22 protein-coding genes and 1 tRNA gene are annotated in these 22197 nt (G+C 66.7%); 13 read left to right on the top strand and 10 right to left on the bottom strand.

The window, feature by feature from the left end; genetic code table 11:
- Window positions 1-68 precede the first annotated feature (68 nt).
- Both ACZLZY_RS23090 and ACZLZY_RS23085 read right to left on the bottom strand, forming a co-directional pair.
- Window positions 69-1088: an ABC transporter substrate-binding protein gene (locus ACZLZY_RS23090; RefSeq protein ID WP_472936414.1), complete on the bottom strand. Its 1020-nt coding sequence runs from the start codon at window positions 1086-1088 to the stop codon at window positions 69-71.
- 321 nt (window positions 1089-1409) lie between these two features.
- Window positions 1410-2375, bottom strand: coding sequence for a DMT family transporter (locus ACZLZY_RS23085; RefSeq protein WP_472936413.1), 966 nt, complete (start codon window positions 2373-2375; stop codon window positions 1410-1412).
- 207 nt (window positions 2376-2582) lie between these two features.
- Here ACZLZY_RS23085 and ACZLZY_RS23080 point away from each other — a divergent pair, with 207 nt between their 5' ends.
- Together ACZLZY_RS23080 and ACZLZY_RS23075 are read left to right on the top strand one after the other, a co-directional pair.
- Window positions 2583-2960 carry a DUF3307 domain-containing protein gene (locus ACZLZY_RS23080; protein WP_472936412.1) on the top strand — a complete coding sequence of 126 codons (378 nt, stop codon included), beginning with the start codon at window positions 2583-2585 and terminating at the stop codon, window positions 2958-2960.
- 235 nt (window positions 2961-3195) lie between these two features.
- On the top strand, window positions 3196-4023 hold the full coding sequence (locus tag ACZLZY_RS23075; protein ID WP_472936411.1) for a lytic murein transglycosylase: 828 nt from the start codon (window positions 3196-3198) through the stop codon (window positions 4021-4023).
- Between the two features lie 382 nt (window positions 4024-4405).
- On the opposite strand, the gene ACZLZY_RS23070 is transcribed toward ACZLZY_RS23075, so the two are convergent.
- Window positions 4406-4999 carry a Maf-like protein gene (locus ACZLZY_RS23070; RefSeq protein WP_472936410.1) on the bottom strand — a complete coding sequence of 198 codons (594 nt, stop codon included), beginning with the start codon at window positions 4997-4999 and terminating at the stop codon, window positions 4406-4408.
- Between the two features lie 522 nt (window positions 5000-5521).
- On the opposite strand from ACZLZY_RS23070, the gene hemE reads away from it, so the two are divergent.
- Complete coding sequence (gene hemE / locus ACZLZY_RS23065) at window positions 5522-6544, top strand: uroporphyrinogen decarboxylase (protein ID WP_472936409.1); 1023 nt, start codon at window positions 5522-5524, stop codon at window positions 6542-6544.
- An 8-nt stretch (window positions 6545-6552) separates the two neighbouring features.
- Window positions 6553-6981, top strand: coding sequence for a protoporphyrinogen oxidase HemJ (gene hemJ, locus ACZLZY_RS23060; protein WP_472936408.1), 429 nt, complete (start codon window positions 6553-6555; stop codon window positions 6979-6981).
- A 121-nt stretch (window positions 6982-7102) separates the two neighbouring features.
- Here the strand turns inward: hemJ and ACZLZY_RS23055 are convergent, their stop codons facing one another.
- Window positions 7103-7474 carry a DUF1236 domain-containing protein gene (locus tag ACZLZY_RS23055; RefSeq protein ID WP_472936407.1) on the bottom strand — a complete coding sequence of 124 codons (372 nt, stop codon included), beginning with the start codon at window positions 7472-7474 and terminating at the stop codon, window positions 7103-7105.
- A 300-nt stretch (window positions 7475-7774) separates the two neighbouring features.
- A tRNA-Leu gene (locus ACZLZY_RS23050) sits at window positions 7775-7859 on the bottom strand.
- A gap of 200 nt (window positions 7860-8059) precedes the next feature.
- Between ACZLZY_RS23050 and ACZLZY_RS23045 the strand changes: the two genes are divergently transcribed.
- Window positions 8060-9061: a complex I NDUFA9 subunit family protein gene (locus ACZLZY_RS23045; protein ID WP_472936406.1), complete on the top strand. Its 1002-nt coding sequence runs from the start codon at window positions 8060-8062 to the stop codon at window positions 9059-9061.
- A gap of 317 nt (window positions 9062-9378) precedes the next feature.
- On the opposite strand, the gene ACZLZY_RS23040 is transcribed toward ACZLZY_RS23045, so the two are convergent.
- Window positions 9379-10185, bottom strand: a complete 807-nt coding sequence (locus ACZLZY_RS23040; protein WP_472936405.1) for an undecaprenyl-diphosphate phosphatase — start codon at window positions 10183-10185, stop codon at window positions 9379-9381.
- Window positions 10186-10654: 469 nt separating this feature from the next.
- Here ACZLZY_RS23040 and ACZLZY_RS23035 point away from each other — a divergent pair, with 469 nt between their 5' ends.
- The 6 genes from ACZLZY_RS23035 (at window position 10655) to ACZLZY_RS23010 (ending at window position 14778) form a co-directional block, all read left to right on the top strand.
- Window positions 10655-11347, top strand: coding sequence for a glutathione S-transferase family protein (locus ACZLZY_RS23035; protein ID WP_472936404.1), 693 nt, complete (start codon window positions 10655-10657; stop codon window positions 11345-11347).
- Between the two features lie 47 nt (window positions 11348-11394).
- Window positions 11395-11655 carry a ribbon-helix-helix domain-containing protein gene (locus ACZLZY_RS23030; protein WP_472936403.1) on the top strand — a complete coding sequence of 87 codons (261 nt, stop codon included), beginning with the start codon at window positions 11395-11397 and terminating at the stop codon, window positions 11653-11655.
- Window positions 11645-11962: a type II toxin-antitoxin system RelE/ParE family toxin gene (locus ACZLZY_RS23025; protein WP_472936402.1), complete on the top strand. Its 318-nt coding sequence runs from the start codon at window positions 11645-11647 to the stop codon at window positions 11960-11962. Before ACZLZY_RS23030 ends, ACZLZY_RS23025 begins: the two co-directional genes overlap by 11 nt.
- A 197-nt stretch (window positions 11963-12159) precedes the next feature.
- Window positions 12160-13293 carry a tRNA epoxyqueuosine(34) reductase QueG gene (gene queG / locus ACZLZY_RS23020; protein WP_472936401.1) on the top strand — a complete coding sequence of 378 codons (1134 nt, stop codon included), beginning with the start codon at window positions 12160-12162 and terminating at the stop codon, window positions 13291-13293.
- A gap of 39 nt (window positions 13294-13332) precedes the next feature.
- A complete protein-coding gene (locus ACZLZY_RS23015; protein WP_472936400.1) occupies window positions 13333-14232 on the top strand; it encodes an SDR family oxidoreductase in 900 nt (299 codons plus the stop codon).
- A gap of 141 nt (window positions 14233-14373) precedes the next feature.
- On the top strand, window positions 14374-14778 hold the full coding sequence (locus ACZLZY_RS23010; RefSeq protein WP_472936399.1) for a septal ring lytic transglycosylase RlpA family protein: 405 nt from the start codon (window positions 14374-14376) through the stop codon (window positions 14776-14778).
- 378 nt (window positions 14779-15156) lie between these two features.
- Here the strand turns inward: ACZLZY_RS23010 and ACZLZY_RS23005 are convergent, their stop codons facing one another.
- From ACZLZY_RS23005 to ACZLZY_RS22990, 4 genes are all read right to left on the bottom strand, one after another.
- The gene (locus tag ACZLZY_RS23005) at window positions 15157-16662 is read right to left on the bottom strand and encodes a tripartite tricarboxylate transporter permease (RefSeq protein ID WP_472936398.1); all 1506 of its coding nucleotides are present in this window, start codon (window positions 16660-16662) and stop codon (window positions 15157-15159) included.
- Window positions 16662-17126: a tripartite tricarboxylate transporter TctB family protein gene (locus tag ACZLZY_RS23000; RefSeq protein ID WP_472936397.1), complete on the bottom strand. Its 465-nt coding sequence runs from the start codon at window positions 17124-17126 to the stop codon at window positions 16662-16664. The genes ACZLZY_RS23005 and ACZLZY_RS23000 overlap by 1 nt, the downstream gene beginning before the upstream one ends.
- Before the next feature lie 235 nt (window positions 17127-17361).
- On the bottom strand, window positions 17362-18333 hold the full coding sequence (locus ACZLZY_RS22995) for a tripartite tricarboxylate transporter substrate-binding protein (RefSeq protein ID WP_472936396.1): 972 nt from the start codon (window positions 18331-18333) through the stop codon (window positions 17362-17364).
- A 198-nt stretch (window positions 18334-18531) separates the two neighbouring features.
- On the bottom strand, window positions 18532-19929 hold the full coding sequence (locus tag ACZLZY_RS22990; RefSeq protein WP_472936395.1) for an MATE family efflux transporter: 1398 nt from the start codon (window positions 19927-19929) through the stop codon (window positions 18532-18534).
- A gap of 253 nt (window positions 19930-20182) precedes the next feature.
- Between ACZLZY_RS22990 and ACZLZY_RS22985 the strand changes: the two genes are divergently transcribed.
- Both ACZLZY_RS22985 and ACZLZY_RS22980 read left to right on the top strand, forming a co-directional pair.
- The gene (locus ACZLZY_RS22985; protein WP_472936394.1) at window positions 20183-21289 is read left to right on the top strand and encodes a catalase family protein; all 1107 of its coding nucleotides are present in this window, start codon (window positions 20183-20185) and stop codon (window positions 21287-21289) included.
- Window positions 21290-21373: 84 nt separating this feature from the next.
- On the top strand, window positions 21374-22090 hold the full coding sequence (locus ACZLZY_RS22980; RefSeq protein ID WP_472936393.1) for a glutathione S-transferase: 717 nt from the start codon (window positions 21374-21376) through the stop codon (window positions 22088-22090).
- Window positions 22091-22197: the final 107 nt, after the last annotated feature.

Below are 22197 nucleotides of genomic sequence, written 5' to 3'. Positions count from 1 at the left end.
AAGGCAGCGTCACCCCTGCACCTCGCCGTGTTGGCCGAGAGGGTGGCAGGCCGACCGGCCGACGCCCGTTACTTCCCGGCGATCACCGCGATCGCCTGCTCCTGCGTGTATTCCTGGTTGGTCACGCCGCCGGCCGGGGTCTTCTCGAGGCCGGCCTCGAGGTTGTCCTGGTCGATGCGCAGCGTCGGGACGACGAGGTCCTTCGGCACGTCCTTGCCGGCGAGGATCTGCTCGGCGACCCAGAAGCCGAGGGTGGAAACGCCGGGCGCGATCGACTGCGAAAACGTTTCGTAGCCGTTCTTGTCCTTCTGCTGCTTCCACCAGCGCAGTTCGTCCTCGCGGTTGCCCATGATGATCGTCGGCAGCGGCTTGCCGGCGGCCTCGAAGGCCTGCGCCGCGCCGAAACCGTCGCCGCCCTGGGTGACGACGCCGATGATCTCCGGCAGGCTCGGCAAGACGCTCGCCACCGACTTCTGCGCGACGGTCTGCGTCCAGTCGCCCTGGACTTCGCGGACGATCTTGAAGTTCGGGTGGTTCTTCACGCCCTCGGCGAGGCCCGCATGGATCTGGTCGTCGACCGAGGTGCCGGCGAGGCCACGGATTTCGAGGAGGTTGCCGCCGTTCGGATAGCGCTTGGCGAGATAGTCGATCTGGTCGACGCCCATTTTCTTGAAGTCGACCGCGACGCGCCAGGCGCAAGGCTCGGAGACGACGCCGTCGAACGAGACGACGGTGATGCCGGCGTCGCAGGCTTCCTTCACCGCGCCGTTGAGGGCGCTCGGCGAGGCGGCGTTGAGGACGATGGCGTTGTAGCCCTGCAGGATCAGGTTCTGCACCTGCGCGGCCTGCTCGGTCGGCGAGTTCTCGCCGGTGGTGAAGGCGTCGGCGGACTTGGCGGCGCCGGCGGCAACGGCGGCCTTGGTGCCGTCTTCCCAGCTCTTGATCATCGCCTGGCGCCAGGAATTGCCGGCATAGTTGTTGGACAGCGCGAAGGTCTTGTCCGAGCTCTGCGCCAGGGCGGCGGACGCGCCGGCGAGAACGGTGAACGCTGCCGCCGCCAGCAGCGACGACGTCAATTTGGTGGTCATGCAGAAATCCTCCCCAGGATGTCGGGCTCTTTGGCCCACCCGCTGCCACCGATGGATGGGCGGGGTATCGACGTCGCGTCGCGTGCCGGCCTCTCCTCCGCACGCGCCGTCTGCGCCGGCGTTTTAGGGCACCCTCCCGAGAGAGGGGCAACGCCAAACGGCCAGCACCGCAAAAGAATATTTTATATTTTTCGGAGGGTCAACCGGATGTACGCCGGCGGCGGACCGCTGTCAGCGGCGTGGCGGCGCAGGTGAATGGCGGTAGCTGGCGCTATTCCCGCGCCGCTTGCGGAGCGCCGAAAGCAGGCGGTTCTGCCGAGGCTAGTGCGGATCCACCGGCCGCACCGCCGGCTTGCCGAGCTGGCGCTCGCGAAACACGATGAACAGCCCAGAGGCGACGATGATGGCGGCGCCGACCAGCATGGTGGTCCGCGGGGTCTCGCCGAAGAAGACGAAGCCGAAGATCAGCGCCCAGAACAGCAGCGTGTACTGCAGCGGCGCCACCAGCGAGGCGTCGGCAAGCTTCAGCGAGCGGTTCATCGCGACATGGGCGAGCATGGCGACGACGCCGAGGAGGCTGAGCAAGCCGAAATCGAGCGGGGTCGGCGTCACCCAGGCGAAGGGGACGGTGGCAAGACCCGCGAGGAACGAGGCGCCGAAGTGCCAGGTGACCAACACCGTATCCGGCGTGCCGCGCAGCTGCCGGCCGAGGATGATGGTGAGGCCGAAGACGAAGCTGCCGACGACCGAGATCAGCGCCGGAAGCGTCAGGCTCGCGGCCGAGGGCTCGAGCGCGACGATGACGCCGGCAAAGCCGACCGCGATCGCCGTCCAGCGCCGCCAACCGACTTTTTCGCCGAGCATCAGCGGCGACAGCGCGGCGACGTAGATCGGCGCGGCCAGCCAGTAGGTCATCACGTCGGCAAGCGGCAGCGAGGCGACGGCGGCATAGAAGCAGAAGGCCTCGAAGGTCGAGAGCACGACGCGCAGCAGCTGCAGCCGCGGCAGGTCGACGGCGAGGATCCGGCGCGGCCCGATCCGCCAGATCATCGGCGCGAGCACGACGAGCGCGGCGACGCTGCGCAGGAGCATGACCTGCCCGACGGTGTAGGTGGCAACCAGCCACTTGCCCATGGTGTCGTTGAGCGAGAAGGCGAGCATGGCGAGGAGCATCAGGAGGATGCCAAGGCCCGTGCGGGTGGCCGGCGCGACAGCAGGCGCCGGCTGAACGGGCGCGACGGACACCGCGGGGTCGCCGGGAACGCCGAGGACGCCGGGCGCGCTCATAGTGTCGGGGGCGCTGGGAGCAGCAGGTGCACTGGGGGCGCCGAGGACTGGCGCGAAAGGGCTGGGAGTTTCGAGCGGAGAGCTGGACATTGCGGGCGTCGCCATCGGAGAGATGAAGCAGCGATGCGACATGCGCGGGCGCAATGCAACGTTAGTGTTTTGTCTAGATGCTTCATCTGCCGTGCCTCTGCGGCACGGGTCCGTCACGTGCAGATTTCGCTTGCCTCGCTTTGCCTCGTCTATGCCGGCTTCATGGCCAAGCATTTTCTCTGCGACTACCTGCTGCAGACGGCCTGGATGGTGCGGGGCAAGGGCGCTGCCGCCGGCTGGCACAAGCCGCTCGCCGCCCATGCCGCCGTGCACGCTCTGGGAACGCTCGCGATCGCGCTGGCCACCGTTCCGGCCCTCGCCTGGCTGGCGCTGGTGGACCTTGCCGTGCACGCCGCCATCGACCGGATCAAGGCGCTCTCGACACGCGGCCTCGCCTTCGACAGGCCGCAGTTCTGGTGGGCTTTCGGGCTCGACCAGAGCGCGCACCAGGCGACGCATTTCGCCTTCGTTATCGCGCTGGTAACCCGGCTTTAAGCCAGATGCCGCAGATGTCGTTTCGGTGTCCGCCTGGATTTTCTCTACACGACGCCGTGAGCGCATGTCCTGTGAAGACTATCCCGGGTGCTTCGCAGTCTCTTGCCCTTCGCAGAAGCATCGCAATGGGTTAGGGAACCCGCAGGATGCAAACCGACAGCTGCGGCCAGGCCGCGGCCGATCAAACCAGACCGAGGCGGGCCCGGCTCCGCGGCGTCAGAACGAGGAACAATTCATGAAGATCATCGGACAGGCCGCCCGCGCTCTGGCGCTCGCCGGCATTGCCCTCGTCGGCATCGCGTCCGCACCGGCGCTCGCCGCCACCTGCGGCAACAATGCGAACGGCTTTCCCGCCTGGCTCGAAGAGTTCAAGGGAGAGGCGCGCCAGGCCGGCATTTCCGAGGGCACCATCCAGTCGGCGCTCGGCAATGTCAGCTACGACAAGAAGGTCATCGGCCTCGACCGCAACCAGAAGAGCTTCAAGCTCTCGCTCGACGAGTTCATGGCCCGCCGCGCGCCAGCCTCCTTCGTCAACAAGGGCAAGAAGATCATCCGCGACAATGCCGGCATGCTCAACTCCATCGAGAAGCGCTACGGCGTGCAGAAGGAAGTGCTGGTCGCGATCTGGGGCATGGAAACCGGCTTCGGCGCCAATTCCGGCAACATGAACGTCTTCCGCTCGCTGGCGACGCTCTCCTACGACTGCCGCCGCTCGGACTTCTTCACCGAGGAGCTGCTGGCAGCGCTCGGCATCGTCGAGCGCGGCGACATGCAGGCGAGCCAGATGGTCGGCGCCTGGGCCGGCGAGATCGGCCAGACCCAGTTCCTGGCCAAGAACTACCTGCGCTACGCCGTCGACGGCGACGGCAACGGCCATTCCGACCTCATCCGCTCCAAGGCCGACGTCCTCGCCTCGACCGCCAACTTCCTGAAGGGTCACGGCTGGCAGGCCGGCGCCGGCTACAATCCCGGCGAGCCGAACAACGCCGTCTTCGCCGACTGGAACCGCGCCGGCGTCTACCAGAAGGCCCTCGCGCTGTTTGCCGACAAGCTGGCGAACTGAGACTGACGTTTCTGGCGCGGCGTTTGCGCCTGGCCAGATGAAGCGTGATGCCTGACGCCGTGCCGGAAACCCCGGCGCGGCGTTTTTGTTTACGCCTGCCCCTTCTGAAAATGCCGCTTCGATCTCTGCGGAATACCTCTGGCGGTCAGTGACATCAGCAGCACTCGCAGGCTGAAACCTCAGAGATCGTCATCCTCGCGCACCGCGCGGAGACCCATGCCTCTCCTTATCACCGGCTGCTCCGGGCACAGAATGGTTCGAGCCGCGCCGACCGAAGACGTTATCCTCCCGCCCCGGCATGGATCCCCGCGCGGTGCGCGAGCATGACGAACTTCTGAACGCTCCTGCCCTCCGATCCCGGCACGCCCGCGCTCCCTTCCCCCTACCCGTCGATCGCCCCCCGCGCCCGCAGCTCGGCGAGCAGCGGCAGCAGGGGCAGGCCGATGATGGTGAAGAGGTCGCCGTCGATCCGCTCCATCAGTTGGATCCCCTCCCCCTCGATCTGATAGGCGCCGACGCTGCCGAGGGCGCGGTCGCCGACATGGGCGAGATGGCGGCCGATGAAGCCGGGATCGACGGCGCGCATCGTCATCTCGGCGACGCCGACATGCCGCCAGAGCACGACGCCGTCCTTGGCCAGCACCACCGCGCTGTTCAGGCGGTGCGTCTCACCCGACAGCGCCAGCAGCGTTCGCCGCGCCGCTTCCATGTCCGCCGGCTTGTGGAAGACGCGGTCGCCGAGCGACAGCGTCTGGTCGGCGCCGATCACCAGCGCGCCGGGGTTCCGGCCGGACACGTCCACTGCCTTCGCCTCCGCCAGCACGACAGCGACATCCTCGGGCCCGGCGCCGCTTGCGGCCAGCGGCGCCTCCAGCGCCCGCTCGTCCAGCGTCGAAGCCTCGACGGCAAAGGCGATGCCGGCGTTTTCCAGCATGAGGCGGCGGTGCGGACTGCCGGAGGCGAGAATGATCGGCATGGCGGTTTCCTTAAAGTTTTATTCAGATTCTTCGGGTCAAATGCGGATGTCGGAAAGGGCCGGGTTTCATCCCGCGACTCGATTCGCCAGAGAAGCGCAAGAGGTGCGCCTCTTTGCCCCCGCGATTCTCGGCCCCCTGTTGATGACGGTGGGTTTATCCCGGGCGCTTTCGGCGCGCGCCGGCAGGGCGTGAACAAGTCCGGTTTCATCCACAATTCCATGCAGGGGTACGGCTGTGGAAGCGGGCTTGTGAACTCCGGGGATAAATCGTCTGCTTTTCGCTCGTCCACTCGCGGTCCACAGCCCGGCGCGAGCGGTTCGGCGCCGCAAGCCTCTCTTTCTGATCGACAAATCGGCACCAGTCCCGGAATTATCCCGGGCACGGCCTGACGGCTGACGGCAAGGCATGGACTTTGCCGACCTTGCGTCCATCTTCTCCGCTCTGTGGATTCCGGCTATCCACCGACTCATAGAACTAAAAGAGATTTCTCAATCGAAATTACTCTTAGAAAGAGGGACAAGATGGCTGATCGCCGACTGCTCCGCGTGCTGGACGGCGAGACCGGCCTGCCGCCCCCGATCTGGCTGATGCGTCAGGCCGGACGCTATCTGCCGGAGTACCGCGCCCTGCGTCAGCAGGCCGGTGGCTTCCTCGACCTTTGCTACAATCCGGACTTCGCCACCGAGGTCACGCTGCAGCCGATCCGCCGCTTCGGCTTCGATGCGGCGATCCTGTTCTCCGACATTCTGGTCATTCCGGATGCCCTGGACCGCGGTCTCCACTTCGTCGCCGGTGAAGGTCCGAAACTGACGCCGATCCTGCCGCAGGAAATCCGCAACCTCGATCCGAGCCGCGCCGAAACGCATCTCGCTCCGGTGATCGCGACGGTGGCGCGGCTGCGCAAGGAACTGCCGGACGAGACGACGCTGATCGGCTTCTGCGGGGCGCCCTGGACGGTGGCGACCTACATGATCGCCGGGCACGGCACGCCGGACCAGGCGCCGGCGCGGATGTTCTCCTACCAGCACCCCGAGGCGATGAAGGAACTGATCTGGATGCTCGCCGACATGTCGGCCGAGTATCTGATCCGCCAGCTGCAGGCCGGCGCCGACTGCGTGCAGATCTTCGACTCCTGGGCGGGCGTGCTCGACGAGGCGCAGTTCGAGGCCTATTCGGTGGCGCCCACCAAGGCGATCGTCGACAAGGTCCGCGCCGCCATTCCCGGTGCGAAGATCATCGGCTTTGCCAAGGGCGCGGGGCCGCTCTTGAAGAACTACCGTGAGAAGACCGGCGTCAACGGCGTCGGGCTCGACTGGTCGGTGCCGCTGTCGTTCGGCGCCGAGCTGCAGCAGGCTGGCGCCGTGCAGGGCAATCTCGATCCGCTGCGGCTCGTCGCGGGCGGGACGGCGCTCGAGGAAGGTGTCGACCGGATCATGGCAACGCTCGGGCACGGGCCCCTCATCTTCAACCTCGGCCATGGCATCACGCCGGAGACGCCGATCGCCCACGTCGAGGCGTTGATCGCCCGCGTTCGAAACCGCTAGGATTGAGCATGGACTTCGATATCTGGATCAAGGCGCTGCACGTCATCGCCGTCATCGCCTGGATGGCGGGCATGCTCTATCTGCCACGGCTCTTCGTCTACCACGCGGAAGCGGGACCGGGCACGCCGCAGTCGGAGACGTTCAAGGTGATGGAGCGCCGGCTCCTCAAGGCGATCATGACCCCGGCCATGCTGATCACCTGGGCCGCTGGCCTCTGGCTCGCCTACTCGACCTTCGCCTTCCAGGGCGGCTGGCTGCACGCCAAGATCGCGCTGGTGCTCGCAATGTCCGGCCTGCACGGCTACCTCTCGGCCGCGACCAAGAAGTTCGCCCGCGACGCCAATCTCAAGAGCGCCAGGCACTGGCGGGTGGTCAACGAGGTGCCGACGGTGCTCTTGGTGCTGATCGTCATCCTGGTGATCGTCAAGCCGTTCTGATCTCACCTCTTACCGGACACGAAAAAGCCGAGACAGCGGATGCTGCCTCGGCTTTTTTCATTCTGAGATCGCTGATTTCCAGTGATCCATCGTCAACGGATCGCCGACGACTGGCCGACAATCAGTCGTAGACTTCGATCACGCTGCGGGTCTTCGGGTCGATCAGCACCTTCTGGTCGTTGACGACCGTATAGGCATAGCCATCGGCGTCGGGGATAACCTGGTACTCCACGGTGTCCGGCAGGGCCTGGCCGACGACCACGGGGCCTTCCAGCACGACGGAGGGGCGGCTCTGCTGCGTGACGTAGGTGCGCACCTGCGCGGGCACCTCGATGACGCGGCGCGCGGGCTGCTCTGTGACGATCGTCGTCGTCGCCGGCTGCTCGGTCACGATGGCGGCCGGCGGCTGCTGCACGACGATCGTCTGCTGCGCGAACGCGGCGGGGATGAGCGTGAAGCTGGCGAGCGTGGCGGCGATGAGGGTCTTGCGCATGAGGCACTCCGTTGCTGTTTCGTCTGTAGCAACGGAGAAGTGCGCAAAATGTTGCCGAAGCGTCAGGTGATGACCTGCCGGCCTCGGCTGGCGAACGGGTAGATCACGCTCAGACGACCAAGTCTCGAAGTGGCAAAACTAAAGCGGGACGAGGTACGGCACGCCAAAGAAGCGCCGCCGCTGAAAGCGGGGCGTCATCGTCCGATGAAATATCTCTGATGGTTGTCTAGCGGGACCATTCCGACGTCTTCGAGGTGTCTGCCCGCGTTGCGGGAACCTCGATCACGATCGGGAATGGATTGGTGCCCAGGAAAGGACTCGAACCTTCACACCTTGCGGCACACGGACCTGAACCGTGCGCGTCTACCAATTCCGCCACCTGGGCACTTGCCGGGAGCTTTAGAGTCTCGTTTGCGGGCTGTCAACGCGGATTTCGCTGTCGTCCCCGCTGTCGCAGTGTTGATGGCGTCGGCAAGGGTGCGACAGCCTTGGTGCTTCACCTTGCAACCGTTCCGCGGTATGACGCGCCAACCCCATTCGGCGCCGGACATCGGTGCCGGGACGCCGGCGAGGACGGAGAGCGGCATGACGATCGATACGGAAAAGACGGTCACGGTTTTCGGTGGCTCGGGCTTTCTCGGCCGCTATGTCGTGCGGGCCTTGGCCAAGCGCGGCCACCGCATCCGCGTCGCGTCGCGCCGGCCGGACCTCGCCTACCACCTGCAGACCGCGGGCAATATGGGCCAGGTCATGCCGATCCAGGCGAACCTGCGCTACCGCTGGTCGATCGATCGCGCGGTCGAGGGTGCCGACCACGTCGTCAACCTCGTCGGCGTGCTCGCCGAATCCGGCCGCCAGACCTTCGACGCGCTGCAGTCGTTCGGCGCCCGTGCGGTGGCGGAAGCCGCGCGCGGCGCCGGCGCCGGGCTGACGCAGATGTCGGCGATCGGCGCCGACCCGGCCGCGACCTCGGGCTATGCCCGCACCAAGGGCGAAGGCGAGCGCTCGGTGCTGGAGATCGTGCCGGGGGCGACGATCCTGCGCCCCTCCATCGTCTTCGGCGCCGAGGACCAGTTCTTCAACCGCTTCGCCGACATGGCGCGGCTCTCGCCCTTCCTGCCGCTGATCGGCGGCGGGCTGACGCGCTTCCAGCCGGTTTACGTCAACGATGTCGCCGAAGCTGTCGCGGCAACGGTCGACGGCACGATCGAGGGCGGCAAGGTCTACGAACTTGGCGGTCCCGACATCCTCACCTTCAAGGCGATGATGGAGGCGATGCTGACCGTCGTGCAGCGCAAGCGCCGGCTGGTGAACATCCCCTTCGGCGCCGCCGGCCAGATGGCGCGGGTGATGCAGTACCTGCCCGGCGCGCCGCTGACGCCCGACCAGGTCGACCAGCTGAAGCATGACAACGTTGTCTCGGACGCCGCGATCGCCGAACACCGCACGCTCGCCGCCTTCGGCATCAAGCCGCAGCCGATCCAGTCGATCCTGCCCACCTACCTCATCCGCTTCCGCCCCCAGGGCCAGTTCACCACGCCCGAGCCGCAGGCGGGCGGGCTGAAGCGCGAGGAAGAAGCGGCGTAAGGGTTGGGTTTTTTTGTGCGGGGAAGGCCAAGGTCTACCGGACCCCACTTGTTTTGGCGGCTTGGAATGGATCCCGGATCAAGTCCGGGATGACGAACGCCGAGTAGACATTCCAGTTCTGAAACGCTTTTTCGATTGATCAGCAGGCGAAAGCTTTGCAGCTTCGTCATCCCGGACTTGATCCGGGATCCATTCCAAACCGTCACACACATACAGTCCGGTGGACATTCCCAGCAGCACCAGCGCCATTCGCACCCAACAAAAAAAGGCCGCTCCCGAGCCATCGGGGCGGCCTTTTGCATGACGGGCGGAGCGCCCTACCCCCAGACCATCAGCGCCACGATCCCGACACTGCCGAGCGCGATACGCCACCAGGCAAAGGGCGCAAAACCGTGCTTGGAGACGAAGTCGAGGAGGTACTTCACCACGAACAGCGCGGTGATGAAGGAGACGACGAAGCCGATGGCGATCAGCGAGATGTCGTCGGCCGACAGCACGTTGCGGTTCTTCCAGAGGTCGAGCGCGAAGGCGCCGGCCATGGTCGGCATGGCGAGGAAGAAGGAGAACTCCGCCGCCGAGCGCTTGTCGGTGCCCAGCAGCAGCGCGCCGGCGATCGTGGCGCCCGAGCGCGAGGTGCCGGGGATCATGGCGAGGCACTGGAAGAAGCCGATCTTCAGGCAGAGCCCCGGTGTGAACTGCATGATGTCGGTATAGCGCGGCTTCGGCGCGAGGCGGTCGATGAAGAGGAGCGCGATGCCGCCGACGAGAAGCGCGACGCAGATCGTCATCGGCGATTCGAACAGCACCGACTTGATGAAGTCGTGCGCGATCATGCCGATGACCGCCGCCGGCAGGAAGGCGAGGAGTACGCCGCCGATGAACCGACGGCTTTCGGCGCTCGTCGGCAAGGTTGTGACGAGTTGCCAGAGCTTGGCGAAGTAGACCGAGAGCACCGCCAGCACCGCGCCGAGCTGGATCAGCACCTCGAACGTGCCGGCCTTGGAATGGAAGCCGAGGAAATGACCGGCAAGGAGGATGTGCCCGGTCGACGAGACCGGGATGAACTCTGTCAGTCCCTCGAGAAACCCGAGAAAGGTGGCGGTGGCGGCGGAGCCGATGTCCATGAAAGTTCCCCTGCAGTCCGGCTGCGCGTTCGGCGCTCCGCGCGGTCGTATATCCCCGACGCGGGCGGCCGTCTTCCTGCTATCGGAAAAGCCTTAACCATCTCTGCCTTCGGGCTGTGTCGGAAAAATGAAGCGGTATCGGACGGACGCGTGGCACCGATCGACATTGGGCCGGATGGTTCGCAGGCCTTGCTGATTGGGATCGACCTGCTATGTCCGGCGTTGAGGGCGCGGTCCACGCTGAGGATGTCGTCACGCCAGGCTTCGGTCAGAGGCACCGTAGCCGGCTGGGACGATCGGTGCCGACAGGGTCGCGCAAGGTCGATGGGTTTCGGAAAGGTAGTTTTCCTTTCCTTGACCTTTTAATGAGAGTTTCAGTTTTGGCCGTCCCGCAGCGCCCGGCGGACCGGCCTCGAACCGGCGATCCTTCGCAGGCCCCGTTTCCCACGAAAGGACCCATCGCGCACCCATGCTGAGGCTCCATCATCATCCCATGTCGGCGGCGTCGCGCTTTGTCAGGCTCGTGCTCGGCGAATACGGCGAGCGGGCCGAATTCGTCGACGAACGCCCCTGGGAGCGCCGCCGCGAGTTTCTCGCGCTAAACCCGGCCGGCACGCTGCCGATCCTGTCCGAGGATTCCGGCGCGCCGATCGTCGGCGGCATGGTGATCGCCGAATATCTCGACGAGACCCGTGGCGCCTTCCAGCGCGAGAAGCGGCTGCTCGCCGAAAAGGCGCTGGAGCGCGCCGAAATCCGCCGGCTGACCGAGTGGTTCCTGATCAAGCTCGACGGCGAGGTGACGCGCTATCTCGTGCGCGAGCGCGTGTTCAAGCTGGAGATGCGGCCCGAGGAGGGCGGCGGCTCGCCCGATGCTTCCGCGATCCGCGCCGCCCGCGCCAACCTCAAGCACCACATGCGCTATGTCGGCTGGCTGGCGGAGAGCCGCAACTGGCTGTCCGGCCCGAAACTCTCCTATGCCGACCTCGCCGCCGCCGCCTCCTTCTCGATCCTCGACTATCTCGGCGAGATCGCCTGGGAGAAGGAGCCGCTGGCCAAGGAATGGTACATGCGCGTCAAGTCGCGCCCCTCCTTCCGCCCCCTCCTCACCGAGCGCATCCGCGGCATCCCGCCGGTGGCGCACTATGCCGAGCTGGACTTCTAGGGCGCGGTCTTTCCTGCTAGCCTCCGGCCTCTGAAGAGGAGCGCTGGATGCCACCGCTGACGATCGATCTCGGGGACGAGCAGAAACGCGTCGATGAACTTCTGGCGACCGGGGAATATGCCTCTGCCAGCGACGTCCTGCGCGCAGCCTTGCTTGCGCTGGAACGGGAGAAGGCAGATCTCGATGGTCTCCTGCGGCGATCCGTCGGGGCGGCCTTGAACGATCCCCGCCCGTTGATCCCGGCCTCGGAGGTGTTCGCCCGGCTCGACCGCAAGCATGCCGACCGGACCAGAGCCGGTGGCGTTTGACGTCTTCTTCCACCCTCTGGCGGCAGAAGACCTCGAGGCGATCGACGCGTATATCGCGCGCGACAGCCCCGATCGGGCCCGGGCCTTTGTCCTGCGCATCCGGCGGCAATGCGAGAATCTCACTATGTTTCCCTATCGAGGGAGATCGAGACCCGATATCGCCGAGGGTCTTCGGCTTCTCTCTTTCGAGCGGACCGTGGTCATCGCCTATCAGGTCGACTTCGACCGGGTGACGATATGGCGGATCATCGGTGCAGGCCGCGACCTCAATCAGCTTCTGTCGGACCCGGACATCGCGAAACCATAGGGGTGGGGTTACGTCTGCCGCTCGACCATCGCGCGCTCGATCTTGGTCTGCTTGACCGTCGCGTGGGCGTCGATACCGTCATCATACGCGCCGCGTTGTTCATTGCGGCGGCGGACCAGGTGGCGGCCCGCTCGCTCCTGCCGCCTCTCTCGGCAGACGACGGATCTCGCCAACCTTCAACCCGATAGACCGCTTGCATGACCACCCCCGCCGCCCTCCGCGCCTTCCTCGACGCCGATGCCCGCCGCCTCGGCTTCGATGCGGTCGGCGTCGCACCGGGCGAAGGGGATGTCGCGGCGGGCGGGCGGCTGGAAGAGTTCGTCGCGGATGGGCGGCACGGCACCATGGGCTGGATGCCGGAGACGCTGGAGCGTCGGCGCTCGGCCCGGGCGCTGTGGCCGGCGGTGCGCTCCATCGTCGTCCTCGGCATGAACTACGGCCCGGACGAGGACCCGCTGGCGGTCCTCGGCCGGCCGGACCGCGGGGCGATCTCGGTCTATGCCCGCAACCGCGACTATCACGACGTGATCAAGGGAAGGCTGAAGGAACTCGGCTCCCGGCTGATCGCCAAGGCCGGCGGCGGTGAGATGAAGGTTTTCGTCGACACCGCGCCCGTCATGGAGAAGCCGCTGGGGCAGATGGCGGGGCTCGGCTGGCAAGGCAAGCACACCAATCTCGTCTCGCGCGAGCTTGGCTCCTGGCTCTTCCTCGGCTCGATCTTCACGACGCTGGACCTTGCCCCCGACGCGCCCGGCCGTGACCTCTGCGGCTCCTGCACCGCCTGCCAGACCGCTTGCCCGACCGATGCCTTCCCCATGCCCTACCGGCTGGATGCGCGCCGCTGCATCTCCTACCTCACCATCGAGACCAAGGCCCTTGTGCCGGCCGAGTTCCGGCGGGCGATGGGCAACCGCATCTATGGCTGCGACGACTGCCTTGCCGTCTGCCCCTGGAACAAGTTCGCGGAAGACGCGCGCGAGGCCAAGCTCGTCGCCCGCGAGGATCTGAAGGCGCCGCGTCTCGCCGATCTCCTGGCGCTCGACGACGCGGCCTTCCGCGCGCTGTTCTCCGGCTCGCCGGTGAAGCGCGTGGGGCGCGACAAATTCGTGTCGAACTGCCTGATCGCCGCCGGCAATTCGGGCGATGCTGGGTTTTTGCCGCAAGTTCAGGCTCTGCTGTTCGACGCCGCGCCCCTGGTGCGGGCGATGGCGGTCTGGGCACTCGGGCAGCTCGATCCGCCGGGGGCCTTGGCAGGCCGGGCCGGCGCCCTGCATAGGGAGGAGGATGAGACGGTGAGGAGCGAGTGGCATGCGTTGGACGGGATGGACTGAGCGGGGCGCGCTGACCAGAGGCAAAGCAGGGAGCGCGTCATGAACCCCAGCGACCGGTTGTTCGTCTTCGGCTGCGGCTATTCTGCCAGCGCCTTCGTCGCCCCGCTCGATCCCGCCCTTCTGGCGGGCGTGACGACGCGCTCGGCTGACAAGGCCGCCGTCATGGCGGAAAAGGGCTGGAAGCCGCTCCTCTTCGGCGGCACGGCGGCGGGGACGGACGAGATCGAGGCGGCGCTCGGCCAGACGACGCATCTCCTCGTCTCGATCGCCCCCGGCGAGGCCGGCGACCCCGTGCTGTCGGCCTACCGTGACACCGTGCTCTCGCGGATGCCGAAGCTTGCCTGGATCGGTTATCTCTCGACCGTCGGCGTCTATGGCGACCATGGCGGCGCTTGGGTCGACGAGACGACGCCGGTGAAGCCGGTCTCGCAGCGCTCGCGCGAGCGCGTCGAGGCCGAAAATGGCTGGGCCGACCTTGCCGCCCAGCGCAGCGTGCCGCTGGCCGTTTTGCGTCTGTCAGGCATTTACGGTCCCGGCCGCAACGCCTTCGTCAACCTTGCCGAGGGCAAAGCGCGTCGGCTGGTGAAGCCGGGCCAGGTGTTCAACCGCATCCATGTCGACGATATCGCGGGCGCGCTGGCACTCCTGGCAGGTCAGCGGATCGGCGGCATCTTCAATGTCACCGACGACGAGCCGGCCCCCCCGCAGGACGTCGTGGAGCATGCCGCTCGGCTCGTCGGTCTCCCCGTTCCGCCGGCCGTCGACTTCGACACCGCGACGCTGTCGCCGATGGCGCGGAGCTTCTACGGCGAGAACAAGCGCGTCTCCAACGCCTTGATGAAGCGCACGGGGTACACGTTTCGCTATCCGACCTACCGGGAGGCGCTGTCAGCGCTCACAGGCGATTACGCCGCGCATGCCTCACAAAAACCGCGCTAGGATAACGCACTGAAATGCTTCGTGATGGAACGGTCCTTTTTCTGGCCCGATCAGCCCCGCACTGAGCCCCCGTCAAACACGGGGGCCACGAGGCAAGGCTCGGTCACCCGTGGGAAATCAACGGGATAAGGACCGGAGTTCTTGAAGACGACGACTGTTTTGGCCGCCACCGCCCTCGTGGCCACCCTGTTCACCGCCAGTTTCGCCGTCACGGCCGATGCCCGGCCGATCAAGCCCCTGGTCCGCACTTCCTGCGGTGGTGCCTCTTGGTATGCCCTGCGCTCGCGTACCGCCTCCGGCGAGATGATGAACCCCTCGGCCATGACCGCCGCGCACAAGACGCTGCCGCTCGGCTCGAGGGTCAAGGTGACCAACCTCAACAATGGCAAGGCCGTCGTCGTCCGCATCAACGACCGCGGGCCCTTCATCAAGGGCCGTCTCATCGACCTCTCAAAGGGCGCCGCCCAGCGCCTCGGCTTCATCGGCGCCGGCCATACCCGCGTCCAGATCGAGCCCGAGGGCGGCGGTTCGAAGAGCTGCGCCTGAGCGGGTTGCCGCTAAGCTTAGGATGTAGCGTTGGCTCTTTGGGGCGCTCGTGATCAACTACCGCGTGCCTTCTGTGGGATAGGCCGCCGCGATGCTCAGCTCTCCCTAACTCGGGACGCTATAAGTTTGGCGCAGACTCTCCAAGCTCGTCATCCCGGACTTGATCCGGGATCCATTCCTCAGCGCGTCAGTCGTCGTCCGGTTCAGAATAAGGGGAATGTCCTCCGAACTGTCTTCGATCGACGGCTTGGAATGGATCCCGGATCAAGTCCGGGATGACGATGTCGGGCGTTCAGATCGCACTTTTGTTGAACCTACAATGCCGGCAGCACTAAACGGCACAACTTCGCAGACCCTACAGGTCGTCATCACCAACCCTCACTCGTCCTCGACGAACACCTCCTGCCGCTTGCGCCGGATCTGCGGCAGCACCGCGATGATCACCGCCGCCAGCGCCAGCGCCAAGAGCGCCGCCGAGATAGGGCGTTCAAGGAAGATTATCGGGTCGCCGCGGTAGCGGATCATCGCGCGGCGGAAATGATCCTCCAGGAGCGGGCCGAGCACGAAGCCGAGCAGCAGCGGTGCCGGTTCGCAGCCGAGCTTCATCAGGCCGTAGCCGAGCACGCCGAAGAACACGATGGCGTAGATGTCGAAGGCGTTCTGGTCGATCGAGTAGCTGCCGATGCAGGCAAACGCGATGATCGCCGGGAAGAGCACCTTGTAGGGGATGGTGAGGAGTTTCACCCAGAGCCCGATCAGCGGCAGGTTCAGCATCACCAGCATCAGATTGCCGACCCACATCGAGACGATGATGCCCCAGAACAGCGCCGGCTCGTCGGTGATGACGTTCGGCCCCGGGGTAATGCCTTGCGTGATGAAGGCGCCGATCATCAGCGCCATCACCGGATGGGCGGGAATGCCGAGCGTCAAGAGCGGGATGAACGAGGTCTGCGCCGCCGCATTGTTGGCCGATTCCGGCCCGGCGACGCCCTCGATCGCGCCGTTGCCGAACTCTTCCGGGTGCTTCGACACCCGCTTTTCCAAGGCATAGGACGCAAACGACGCGAGCACGTGGCCGCCGCCCGGCAGGATGCCAAGGATCGAGCCGAGCGCCGTGCCGCGCAGCACCGGGGCGATGATCCGCTTGAAGTCGTCCTTGGTCAGCCAGAGGTTCTTCACCGTCTTGACCATCACGTCGCGCGTCGTCTCGTTCTCGAGATTGCGCAGGATTTCCGCGACGCCGAAGATGCCGATCGCCACCGACACGAAGCTGATGCCGGAATAGAGCTCGCGGAAGCCGAAGGAATAGCGCGGCGTGCCGTCGAAGCCGTCCTGCCCGACGGTGCCGAGGAGGATGCCGAGCACGATCATCCCCATCGCCTTCAGCACGGAGCCTTGCGCCAGCGCGATCGAGGCGAGGAGGCCGAGGATGATCAGCGAGAAATATTCCGGCGCTGAGAAGGAGAGGGCGACGGCGGCGAGCGGCGGCGCGGCGAGCACCAGGATGAAGGTCGCGACCGTGCCGGCGAAGAAGGAGCCGAGCGCGGCGGTGGCGAGCGCCGGCCCGGCGCGGCCCTTCTTGGCCATCTGGTAGCCGTCGATCGCCGTCACCGCCGAGGAGGACTCGCCCGGCAGGTTGATCAGGATCGCCGTCGTCGAGCCGCCATACTGCGCGCCGTAATAGATGCCGGCCAGCATGATCAGCGCCGTCACCGGGGCGAAGGCGAAGGTGATCGGCAGAAGCATGGCGATCGTCGCGGTCGGGCCGATGCCCGGCAGCACGCCAACGAGCGTGCCCAGCAGCACGCCGACGAAGCAGTAGAGGATGTTGGTCGGCTCGAGCGCGGTCTGGAAGCCGAGGGCGAGGTTGGCGACGAGATCCATCAGATACCGATCCAGGGTCCGAGCATCGGGACGGTGACGCCGAGGCCGCGCACGAAGATGACGTAGCAGATCACCGTCATCGCCGCGGCAAGGATGAGGGCGGTGACGGGCGAGAGCGTGCGGCTGGCAAGGCCGCTGACGAGCACGGTGATGAACAGCGAGGGCCCGAGGCCGAGGCCGCGCACGCAGGCGCCGAAGAAGATCAGCCCGCCGAGGATCAGAACCACGCCGCGCCACGGGATGGTCCCGAGATCCTCCGCCTCGCCCCGGTGCAGGAAGCCCTTGACCATGACGGCGATGCCGAAGCCGCAGAGGATGAGGCCGAGCACGAAAGGAAAGAAGCCAGCGCCCATGCGCAGGCCCGTGCCCATGGGATAGCCGAGCGCGGTGACGGCGAAGGCTGCTCCGAAACAGAGGAAGATCAGGCCGGAAAGAACGTCCTTGCGCGATTTCTGCAGTTCCACGGCGGGCCTTTCAGAGGGGGGCTTGCGGGTGCGGCCGGGTGGCGGGTGGTTGGGCGGCTCGGCATCAGACGGTCCGGCGGTTCGCCCCCCTCTGCCCTGCCGGGCATCTCCCCCTCGGGTGGGGAGATCGGCCAGTCGCCAACCTCATCGCGCCTGATCTCCCCCCTTGAGGGGGAGATGCCGGCAGGCAAAGGGGGGTGGGTGCGCCGCCATTGTCGACACCCCCACCCCAGCATCAATCAGCGAACACGCCCGCCTTCTCGATAATTGGCTTCCACAGCGCGATCTGGTCGGCGAGGTAGGTCTTGTGCGCGGCGGGCGTCGCCTGGTCGAGCGCGACCGGGGCGGTGCCGAGCTCGGCGAAGCGCTCGATCACCGTCTTGTCGGCGAGCGCTGTCTGCAGCGCCTTGGACAGCTTCTCGACCACGGCGTCGGGCGTGCCGGCCGGGGCGTAGAGCCCGTGCCAGACGCCGACTTGGAAGTCCGGCAGGCCAGCCTCGATCGAGGTCGGCACGTCCGGCAAATTGCCGAGCCGCGCTGGCGTCGTCACCGCGAAAGCCTTCACCTCGCCGCCCTTGATCTGGCCGGTGGTGTTGGTCGACTGGTCGCACATGAAGTCGACCTCGCCGGCGAGGATGTCGGTCATCGCCGGGCCCGTGCCCTTGTAGGGAACGGTGGTGACCGCCGTGCCGATGGCGTTCATGAACAGCATGCCGCAGAGGTGGGACGCCGCGCCGATGCCGGCATTGGCGTAGACGACGCTGTCCTTGTTGGCCTTCACGTACTCGACGAGCTCGGCGAGCGTGTTCGGCTCGAGATCCTTGCGGCCGATCATCGTCATCGGCACGTTGGTGACGAGGCCGATGGTGGCGAAATCCTCCACCGGATTGAAGTCGAGGTTGCGATAGAGCGTCGGCGCGGTCGACATGCCGATGTGGTGCATCAGGATGGTGTAGCCGTCGGGGGTCGCCTTCGCGACCTGGCCGGCCGCCAGCGTCCCACCGGCGCCGGCGACGTTCTGCACCACGATCTGCTGGCCGAGCTCGCGGCCCATCGGCTCGGCGATGAGGCGGGTCACCGTGTCGGTCGGCCCGCCCGCGGCGAAGGGCACGACGATGGTGATCGGCTGCGCCGGATAGTCCTGCGCGGCGGCTGTGCCGACGGCGAGCGCCAGGGCGGCGGCGCCGATAAGGGATGCAAGCTTCATTGGACGTCCTCCCAGACCCATTCCTGCGCGAAGTGCCCCGGTGCAGCGCTGCGTCTGCTTGGCCGGGGTTTTGCTTTGGTCGACGCTAGTTTCGCCGTTTCCGTGGGTCAACATGCCGCAACCGGTTTTGGCGCTCTATGCGGCCAAAGACTCATGCCGTGGCTGTCGCACGTGCTGGGCGAACGCAGCCTGCCGGCTTCAGGCCGGCGTCAGGCCAAAGGCGGCGCGGCGGTGGAAGCGCCAGCACATCAGGATGGCGGCCAGCGCAAGGCCGACGGCGAGGCCCCACCAGATGCCGGGGCCGCCGAGCCCGAGCGGGAAGGCGAGGACATAGGCGACGGGGACGCCGACGACCCAATAGCTGAAGGCGGCGATCAGCATCGGGATCCGCGTGTCCTTGAGGCCCCGCAAGAGGGCCGAGCCGGTGACCTGCAGGCCGTCGGCCAGCTGGAACACCGCGCCGATCATCAGCATCGCAATCCCCTGGGCCAGCACCGGGGCACTCTGCGGGTTGGCCCGGTCGAGGTAAAGACCGATCAGCGTGCCCGGCACCAGCCAGAACAGCATCGCGCCGACGCCGGAGGTCATCACCGTCAGCCCCAGCGCCACATAGCCGGCGCGGCCGAGGCCCGGCCAGTCCTTGCGGCCGTAGGCGAGCCCGACCCGGACCGTCCCGGCGTTCGACAGGCCGAGCGGCACCATGAAGGCGATCGAGGCGAGCTGCAGCGCGATGCCGTGCGCGGCCAGCACTTCCGCGCCGAGCCAGCCCATCATGATGGTCGAAGCGCCGAACATGCCGGTCTCGGCGATCACCGTCAGCGAGATCGGCAGGCCGAGGCGGAACACCTCGAAGAAGGCCGGCCAGTCCGGCCGCCAGAACCGCACGAACAGCTCGTAGGGCTTCAGATGCGGGTTCAGCACAGCATAGGCGACGGTGATCGCGGCCATCGCGGTATTGGTGCCGAGCGAGGCGTAGGCGGCACCTTGCATGCCGAGCGCCGGCGCGCCGAAATGCCCGAAGATGAAGGTATAGGCGAGGAGGCCGTTGATCAGCGCCCCCGCGACGGTGACGAAGAGGATGAGGTTGGCGCGGCCGAGGACGCTGAGATAGGAGCGCAGGCCGATGATCCCGAGCGCCGGGAACATGCCCCATTGCAGGACGCGCATGAAGGCGCCGGCGCGCGCGGCGACGGCCGGGTCCTGGCCGAGCGAGACGAGGATCGCCTCGAAGTGCCAGAGCGGTGGCATCACCGCGATGGCGTAGAGGGTGATCACCCAGAGCCCCATCCGCACCGACCGCCGGACGCCCCTGATGTCGCCGCGCCCCGCGGCGTTGGCGGCGAGCGGCATCACTGCCTGGGCAAAGCCCGCGCCGAAGATCCAGACGAGGAAGAAGGCTTGCGTCGACAGCACGGCGGCGGCCAGCTGCTCGGGGCCGAGCTGGCCGATCATCACGGTGTCGGTGACGTGGATCGACATCTGCGCCAGCTGCGCGCCGATCAGCGGCAGGCCGAGCACCAGCGTCGCCTTGAGGTGCCGGCCCCAGCTGTTGTCGGGCGCCACGGCCGGCCGTTCGAACGAACGCGCGGCGTCCATGGTGTTTCCTCGGGGTCGTCAATACGGGAGGGGCGCGGCGGACGAACCGGCGGGGCCCCGGCGTCTGGTTAGGCAAGTGCGGCCGGCCTGTCCACCCGTCCACAGCGGCTTGTCGCCGGTGGCGCCATGACGCAGCGCAAACGGGTGCCGGCCGGCAACAGTGCGACATAACGCTCACAAGCCGGTGTTGCCGGGGAACGGCGACGCTTCCCGGCCATTCGAGGGAGACCGTTCTTCCAAGACTGGATGTCCCATGAGCCATGTTCCGTTCCAGAACCCGCCGGTCCCGTTCGACCCGCGCTTCGAGCATCTCGAGTTCGACGAGGCCGAGACGGCACGTGAACTCGTGGAGACCTTGCGCGGCATCATGGAGATCACCGCCAAGGATTATGGACATGCCGTGCGCAGCGTCCACGCCAAGAGCCACGGCATCCTGCGGGGCACGCTGACCATCGCCGACGGGCTTCCTCCGGAACTCGCGCAAGGCATTTTTGCCAAGGCGGCGACATATCCGGTGGTGATGCGCTTCTCCACCAATCCCGGCGACATCCTCGACGATTCCATCTCCCTGCCGCGCGGCATGGCGATGAAAATTGTCGGCGTTCCCGGCGAGCGCCTGCCGGAATCGCCTGGCGCCGACCAGGATTTCGTCATGGTCAACGGCCCCGCCTTTTCCGCCTCCACCGCCAAGGCCTTCCTCGGTAGTCTGAAGCTTCTCGCCAAGACCACCGACACGCCACAGTTCCTGAAGAAGGCGGTGTCGGCGGCCTTGCGCGGCGCCGAGACGCTGGTCGAGGCGGCCGGCGGCAAGAGCTCGACCCTCATCGCCATGGGTGGCCATCCCAACACCCATGTGCTCGGCGATACCTTCTACACCCAGGCGCCCCTCCTCTACGGCCGCTACGTCGCGAAACTCTCGCTCGCCCCGGTCAGCGCCAACCTGAAGGCCCTCACCGGCGCCAAGGTCGACGTTTCCGGCAAGCCCAATGCGCTGCGCGAGGCTGTGTCGGAGGTGTTCGCCACGCAGTCCGGCGAATGGGAGCTGCGGGTGCAGCTAATGACCGATCCGAATACCATGCCGATCGAGGACGCCTCAGTGCCGTGGTCGGAGGAGGAGAGCCCCTTCATCACCGTCGGCCGCGTGACCGTCGGCCCGCAGGATGCCTGGAGCGACGCGGCCGAGCGCCATGTCGACAACGGCATGGCCTTCTCGCCCTGGCACGGCATCACCGAGCACCGGCCGCTCGGCTCGATCATGCGGGTGCGCAAGCCCGCCTACGAGATGTCCTCCGGCTTCCGCGCCGCGCACAATGGCTGCCCGATCATGCAGCCGAAGACTGCCGAGGATATCGGCATCTAGTTCTGCTAGCTTCTGGAATGGCTCAGGCACCCGTCCCGCGGACAGAAGTGGGGCGGGGAAGCGAGGTCGCCGAGGAGTTCTACAATGACCTATGATCTCTACTACTGGCCGGGCATCCAAGGGCGCGGTGAATTCGTCCGCCTGGTGCTCGAAGCCGCCGGCGCCGACTATCGCGACATGGCCCGGCTGGACATTCCCGGCGGCGGCATCGCCGGCATGATGGCGATGATGAAGGCCGGTTGGGGCGGCGCCCGCCCCTTCGCCCCGCCCTTCCTCGTCCACGGCGACCTCATGGTCTCGCAGACCGCCGTCATCGCCGCCCATCTCGGCGAGACGCTGGGGCTGGCGCCGGAAAATCCGGCCACCCGCTTGTTCGCCCGCTCGATCGCGGCGACCACGGCCGACATCGTTTCCGAGGCGCACGAGGTCCATCATCCCGTCGGTACCGGGCTCTACTACGAGGACCAGAAGCCCGAGGCCCTGCGCCGGGCCAAGGGGTTCCGGGCGGAGCGGATGCCGAAATACCTCGGCTGGTACGAGCACCTGATTGACGCCTCCGGTTTCCTCGCCGGCGGAAAGCTCAGCTATGCCGACATCGGTCTGTTCCAGCTGGTCGAAGGTCTGCGCTACGCCTTTCCCCGGCGCATGGCCGCCGTCGAGGCGGACTATCCACGCGTGGTGGTGCTGGCGGCGACCGTCGCCGCGCAGCCGAACATCGCCGCCTATCTCGCCAGCGATCGTCGCCTGCCGTTCAGCGAGGACGGCATCTTCCGCCACTACCCCGAACTCGACGCGGACTGACGCCGCACGCCTTTCTACTCCCTGGGGCGCGAGCCGGTCTGCCGAATGTTTCACGTGAGACACAGCGCACGCCGGTCATTGCATCTCGGCGAAGCCATGGTTCGCTG

This window comes from Mesocryomonas lacus (assembly GCF_055730135.2).
This window is presented reverse-complemented; position numbering and strand designations above follow the sequence as displayed.

Excerpts from the sequence above, each read along its gene's own strand:
- ACZLZY_RS23085 (WP_472936413.1), bottom strand. The coding sequence starts at position 2,375 with ATGAGCGCGCCCGGCGTCCTCGGCGTTCCCGGCGACCCCGCGGTGTCC.
- ACZLZY_RS23055 (WP_472936407.1), bottom strand. The coding sequence starts at position 7,474 with ATGCGCAAGACCCTCATCGCCGCCACGCTCGCCAGCTTCACGCTCATC.
- ACZLZY_RS23030 (WP_472936403.1), top strand. The coding sequence starts at position 11,395 with ATGCCACCGCTGACGATCGATCTCGGGGACGAGCAGAAACGCGTCGAT.
- ACZLZY_RS23075 (WP_472936411.1), top strand. The coding sequence starts at position 3,196 with ATGAAGATCATCGGACAGGCCGCCCGCGCTCTGGCGCTCGCCGGCATT.
- ACZLZY_RS23090 (WP_472936414.1), bottom strand. The coding sequence starts at position 1,088 with ATGACCACCAAATTGACGTCGTCGCTGCTGGCGGCGGCAGCGTTCACC.
- ACZLZY_RS22985 (WP_472936394.1), top strand. The coding sequence starts at position 20,183 with ATGAGCCATGTTCCGTTCCAGAACCCGCCGGTCCCGTTCGACCCGCGC.
- ACZLZY_RS22990 (WP_472936395.1), bottom strand. The coding sequence starts at position 19,929 with ATGGACGCCGCGCGTTCGTTCGAACGGCCGGCCGTGGCGCCCGACAAC.
- ACZLZY_RS22980 (WP_472936393.1), top strand. The coding sequence starts at position 21,374 with ATGACCTATGATCTCTACTACTGGCCGGGCATCCAAGGGCGCGGTGAA.
- ACZLZY_RS22995 (WP_472936396.1), bottom strand. The coding sequence starts at position 18,333 with ATGAAGCTTGCATCCCTTATCGGCGCCGCCGCCCTGGCGCTCGCCGTC.
- ACZLZY_RS23070 (WP_472936410.1), bottom strand. The coding sequence starts at position 4,999 with ATGCCGATCATTCTCGCCTCCGGCAGTCCGCACCGCCGCCTCATGCTG.
- ACZLZY_RS23035 (WP_472936404.1), top strand. The coding sequence starts at position 10,655 with ATGCTGAGGCTCCATCATCATCCCATGTCGGCGGCGTCGCGCTTTGTC.
- hemE (WP_472936409.1), top strand. The coding sequence starts at position 5,522 with ATGGCTGATCGCCGACTGCTCCGCGTGCTGGACGGCGAGACCGGCCTG.
- queG (WP_472936401.1), top strand. The coding sequence starts at position 12,160 with ATGACCACCCCCGCCGCCCTCCGCGCCTTCCTCGACGCCGATGCCCGC.
- ACZLZY_RS23005 (WP_472936398.1), bottom strand. The coding sequence starts at position 16,662 with ATGGATCTCGTCGCCAACCTCGCCCTCGGCTTCCAGACCGCGCTCGAG.
- ACZLZY_RS23040 (WP_472936405.1), bottom strand. The coding sequence starts at position 10,185 with ATGGACATCGGCTCCGCCGCCACCGCCACCTTTCTCGGGTTTCTCGAG.
- hemJ (WP_472936408.1), top strand. The coding sequence starts at position 6,553 with ATGGACTTCGATATCTGGATCAAGGCGCTGCACGTCATCGCCGTCATC.
- ACZLZY_RS23045 (WP_472936406.1), top strand. The coding sequence starts at position 8,060 with ATGACGATCGATACGGAAAAGACGGTCACGGTTTTCGGTGGCTCGGGC.
- ACZLZY_RS23015 (WP_472936400.1), top strand. The coding sequence starts at position 13,333 with ATGAACCCCAGCGACCGGTTGTTCGTCTTCGGCTGCGGCTATTCTGCC.